This window comes from Streptobacillus notomytis (assembly GCF_001902585.1).
In the GTDB taxonomy this organism is placed as follows: domain Bacteria; phylum Fusobacteriota; class Fusobacteriia; order Fusobacteriales; family Leptotrichiaceae; genus Streptobacillus; species Streptobacillus notomytis.
Genome location: NZ_LKKV01000095.1, coordinates 1 through 5,079, shown reverse-complemented (window position 1 = coordinate 5,079; position 5,079 = coordinate 1). Strand labels below are relative to the sequence as shown.

At 44.4% G+C, this 5,079-nt stretch carries 1 tRNA gene and 3 rRNA genes; all 4 read right to left on the bottom strand.

Annotated elements, in window-relative coordinates:
* Nucleotides 1-28: 28 nt before the first annotated feature.
* Nucleotides 29-105, bottom strand: a tRNA-Asn gene (locus BUE91_RS05005).
* An 11-nt stretch (nt 106-116) separates the two neighbouring features.
* Nucleotides 117-225, bottom strand: a 5S ribosomal RNA gene (gene rrf, locus BUE91_RS05000).
* A 54-nt stretch (nt 226-279) separates the two neighbouring features.
* Nucleotides 280-3,186, bottom strand: a 23S ribosomal RNA gene (locus tag BUE91_RS04995).
* Nucleotides 3,187-3,360: 174 nt separating this feature from the next.
* Nucleotides 3,361-4,877, bottom strand: a 16S ribosomal RNA gene (locus BUE91_RS04990).
* Together the 16S, 23S and 5S rRNA genes with 1 tRNA gene alongside form the textbook arrangement of a ribosomal RNA operon.
* Between the last annotated feature and the right edge of the window lie 202 nt (nt 4,878-5,079).

The following is a 5,079-nucleotide window of genomic DNA, read 5'->3' as shown; positions in this document are numbered from 1 at the left end:
CTTTATGTATTGTTTTTTTATTCTCAAATGGCGACCTTGGAAGGACTTGAACCTTCGACCCTCTGATTAACAGTCAGATGCTCTAACCAACTGAGCTACAAAGTCATATAAAAAGAGTTTGGCAACTACCTATCTTCCCTATCACTAAGTATTTTCAGCGTACACAGACTTAACTTCTAGGTTCGAAATGTAACTAGGTGTATCCCTGTGGCTATTGTCACCAAACTATTATCTTTTTCATAAGACAATCATAAATGAATAGTAAAAGTAAAGAACTCTTATTAAAAGCCTACGTATTATTAGTATTGGTCAGCTAAATGTATCACTACACTTACACCCCCAACCTATCTACCACTTAGTCTCAGTGGATACTTAAAAGAACACTTATCTCAAAGTGGGTTTCTCACTTAGATGCTTTCAGCGATTATCCCTTCCAAACGTGACTACTCAGCCATGCTACTGGCGTAACAACTGATACATCAGAGGTTTGTCCATCCCGGTCCTCTCGTACTAAGGACAGATCTTTTCAATATTCTAACGCCTGTAGTGGATAGGGACCGAACTGTCTCACGACGTTCTGAACCCAGCTCGCGTGCCTCTTTAATGGGCGAACAGCCCAACCCTTGGGACCTTCTCCAGCCCCAGGATGAGACGAGCCGACATCGAGGTGCCAAACACTTCCGTCGATATGGACTCTTGGGAAGTATCAGCCTGTTATCCCCGGGGTAGCTTTTATCCGTTAAGCGACGGCCTTTCCATACAGCACCGCCGGATCACTAAGTCCTGCTTTCGCACCTGCTCGATCTGTCAATCTTGCAGTCAAGCTCCCTTATACCTTTACACTCTATGGTTGATTTCCATCCAACCTGAGGGAACCTTTGAACGCCTCCGTTACTCTTTAGGAGGCGACCGCCCCAGTCAAACTGCCCATCTAGCACTGTCTCAATTTCTTGATTAGAATCTCAATAATATATGGTTGGTATTCCACAGTTGACTCCCTTAAAACTAGCATCTTAAGATCTCCATCTCCCAACTATTCTATACACACATTACCAAAACCCAATGCCAAACTACAGTAAAGCTCCACGGGGTCTTTCCGTCCTACTACAGGTAGTCGGTATCTTCACCGACATTACAACTTCACCAGGTCTCCAGCCAAGACAGCTCCCAAATCATTTCACCATTCGTGCAGGTCGGAACTTACCCGACAAGGAATTTCGCTACCTTAGGACCGTTATAGTTACGGCCGCCGTTCACTGGGGCTTCAATTTGAATCTCTCAATCCTCCTCTTAACCTTCCAGCACTGGGCAGGTGTCAGCCCATATACGTCGCCTTTCAGCTTAGCATAGACCTGTGTTTTTGATAAACAGTTGCTTGGGACTCTTCACTGCGACCTACTTTGGCTCCTGATGCTCTCATTCACCTACCATAGGTACCCCTTCTCCCTAAGTTACGGGGCTATTTTGCAGAGTTCCTTAGCTAGAGTTATCCTGTCGGCCTCGGGTTTCTCACCCAGTCCACCTGTGTCGGTTTACAGTACGGGCACTTCTCTCCTCTTTAGAAGTTTTTCTCGGCAGTGTAGGATTTGTAACTTAAGCATATTTGCTCTTACCCATCAGGTCTAACATCTAATAATACGGATTTGCCTATATTATCATGCCTCTCCCTTAAAATGCCTATTCCGTCAGACATCTTACATACCTTCCTGCGTCACTCCATCAGTTAACAGATTAAAGTGGTATAGGAATATTAACCTATTTTCCATTCGCCACAACTTTCTAGTCTTCGCTTAGGTCCCGACTCACCCAGGGTTGACAAACATTGCCCTGGAAACCTTGGACTTCCGGCCAGAGGGATTCTCACCCTCTTTCTCGCTACTCATTCCTGCATTCTCACTTCTGATACCTCCAGATCGCCTTACAGCTCTCCTTCTACAGCCTACAGAACGCTCTCCTACCAACAACTATAAAGTTGTTACATAGCTTCGGTTTATGTCTTAGCCCCGTTAAATCTTCGGCGCAGATACTCTCGACCAGTGAGCTATTACGCACTCTTTAAAGGTATGGCTGCTTCTAAGCCAACCTCCTGGTTGTTTGTGAATATCCACCTCCTTTCCCACTTAGACATAATTAGGGACCTTAGCTGATGTTCTGGGTTCTTTCCCTCTCGTCCATGGACCTTGTCATCCATAGACTCACTCCTAAGTATTAATATATGGTATTCGCAGTTTGCTTAACTTCAGTAAGCTATATGCCCCCTAGGTTATACAGTGCTCTACCCCCATATATCTTTAAACTTAAGGCTGCACCTAAATGCATTTCGGAGAGAACGAGCTATCTCCTAGTTCGATTGGCTTTTCACCCCTAAACCTATCTCATCTCCCAACATTTCAACGGCGGTGAGTTCGGTCCTCCACTGCATCTTACTGCAGCTTCAACCTGGACAGGCCTAGATCACTAGGTTTCGCGTCTATAACATGCGACTTTCGCCCTATTAAGACTCGGTTTCCCTTCGGCTCCACTCTCTTAACCTCGCCACATATCATAACTCGCAGGATGATTAACCAAAATCCACGCAGTTAGCTCTCGCCTCCTACCGTTTGTAAGCACATGGTTTCAAATTCTTTTTCACTCCCTTACTCAGGGTTCTTTTCACCTTTCCCTCACGGTACTCTCCTCTATCGGTTAGTAAAAGTATTTAGCCTTATGTGATATGGTCCACACTGATTCACACCAAATTCCTCGTGCTTGATGCTACTTGGGATTAATATTATATATCTCATAGTTTACACTATACGAGGCTATCACTCTCTTTGGCCTGGCTTTCCAACCATGTTCCGTTTACCTATAACATATATCTTGATTATGGCTATCTCAACAAATATCTCCCTCTACCACATGATGGCAACCTCGCCAAGTTTAACACCACCATGTTTTAGGCTCTTCCCCCTTCGCTCGCCGCTACTAAGAGAATCGTTTTTACTTTCTTTTCCTCTAGCTACTTAGATGTTTCAGTTCGCTAGCTTACCTATCTCTCACTTGTCCTTCCAACAAGTAGGTTTCCCCATTCGGATATCTTAGGATCTACGCTCATATGCAACTCCCCTAAGCTTTTCGCAGCTTATCACGTCCTTCTTCGGCTTTTACTACCTAGGCATCCTCCATGTGCCCTTAATTAGCTTTTTAATCATCTTTTTTTATTTTCTTCTTACAGTTTAACTTCTTTCTTGCTTTCATTCTGTTTAAAGTTGTAATTCTTTACCTTATTTACTATTCATTTGTCATTGTCCTATGTTTTATTNNAGGAATAAATAAAGCAAACAAACCAGAGTCAATTTAAATATGTTGTATTCTCCTTAGAAAGGAGGTGATCCATCCGCACCTTCCGGTACGGATACCTTGTTACGACTTCACCCCAATCACTAATCACACCTTAGGTACTTCCCTCCTTACGGTTAGGCCAGTAACTTCAGGTGCAACTAACTCTCGTGGTGTGACGGGCGGTGTGTACAAGACCCGAGAACGTATTCACCGCAACATTGCTGATTTGCGATTACTAGTGATTCCAACTTCATGAAGTCGAGTTGCAGACTTCAATCCGAACTGAGAGTAGCTTTTAAGATTTGCTCCACATCACTGCTTAGCTCCTCTTTGTACTACCCATTGTAGCACGTGTGTAGCCCAGATCATAAGGGGCATGATGACTTGACGTCATCCCCACCTTCCTCCCGCTCGTCGCGGGCAGTTTCATTAGAGTCCCCAACTTAATGATGGCAACTAATGATAGGGGTTTCGCTCGTTGCGGGACTTAACCCAACATCTCACGACACGAGCTGTCGACAGCCATGCACCACCTGTATCTCGGTTCCCGAAGGCACTAAGATGCTTCCATCTTATTCCGAGTATGTCAAGATCTGGTAAGGTTCCTCGCGTTGCGTCGAATTAAACCACATGCTCCACCACTTGTGCGGGTCCCCGTCAATTCCTTTGAGTTTCATACTTGCGTACGTACTCCCCAGGCGGATCACTTATCGCTTTTGCTTCGGCACAGAGGCTTATACCCCCACACCCAGTGATCATCGTTTACAGCTAGGACTACCAGGGTATCTAATCCTGTTTGCTCCCCTAGCTTTCGCACTTCAGCGTCAGTTTCTGTCCAGTGAGTTATCTTCATCATCGGCATTCCTACACATATCTACGAATTTCACCTCTACTCGTGTAGTTCCACCCACCTTTCCAGTACTCTAGTCTGACAGTTTTGTAGGCAAGACTATGGTTGAGCCACAGCTTTTCACCTTCAACTTGTTAGACCGCCTAGATGCCCTTTAAGCCCAATAATTCCGGATAACGCTTGCGACATACGTATTACCGCGGCTGCTGGCACGTATTTAGCCGTCGCTTCTTCTGTAGGTACCGTCACTTTCTTCTTCCCTACTGAAAGCACTTTACAATCCGAAAACCTTCTTCGTGCACACAGAATTGCTGGATCAGAGTTTCCTCCATTGTCCAATATTCCCCACTGCTGCCTCCCGTAGGAGTAAGGGCCGTATCTCAGTCCCCTTGTGGCCGTTCACCCTCTCGGGCCGGCTACCTATCATCGCCTTGGTAGGCCTTTACCCCACCAACTAGCTAATAGGATGCAAAGCTCTCTCTTAGCAATCTCTCCTTTCATTAAAAGTAGATGCCCACTTCTAATAATATCTAGTATTATCCATCATTTCTAATGGTTATCCCAGTCTAAGAGGTAAGTTCTTTACACGTTACTCACCAGTCCACCATGTCTCTTATCTAAGCAAGCTTACATAATTAACATAGATTTGCATGTGTTAAGCATTCTGTCAGCGTTCATCCTGAGCCAGGATCAAACTCTTCATTCAATATATCTCTATATCTCTTCTTTACTTCTTCACCTTTTTCAGTCTTCTTTTCCTTCTAAATTGACTTCCTTATATCTTGTTTGCTTTATCTATTCCTTCTCTTTCCATTGTCCTTGTCTCACCTATTTTCCCTCTGGTGGACCTCATTATATTAGCATAACTCCCTCTCTGTTGTCAAGGGGTTTTTTGAAAATTTTTATTT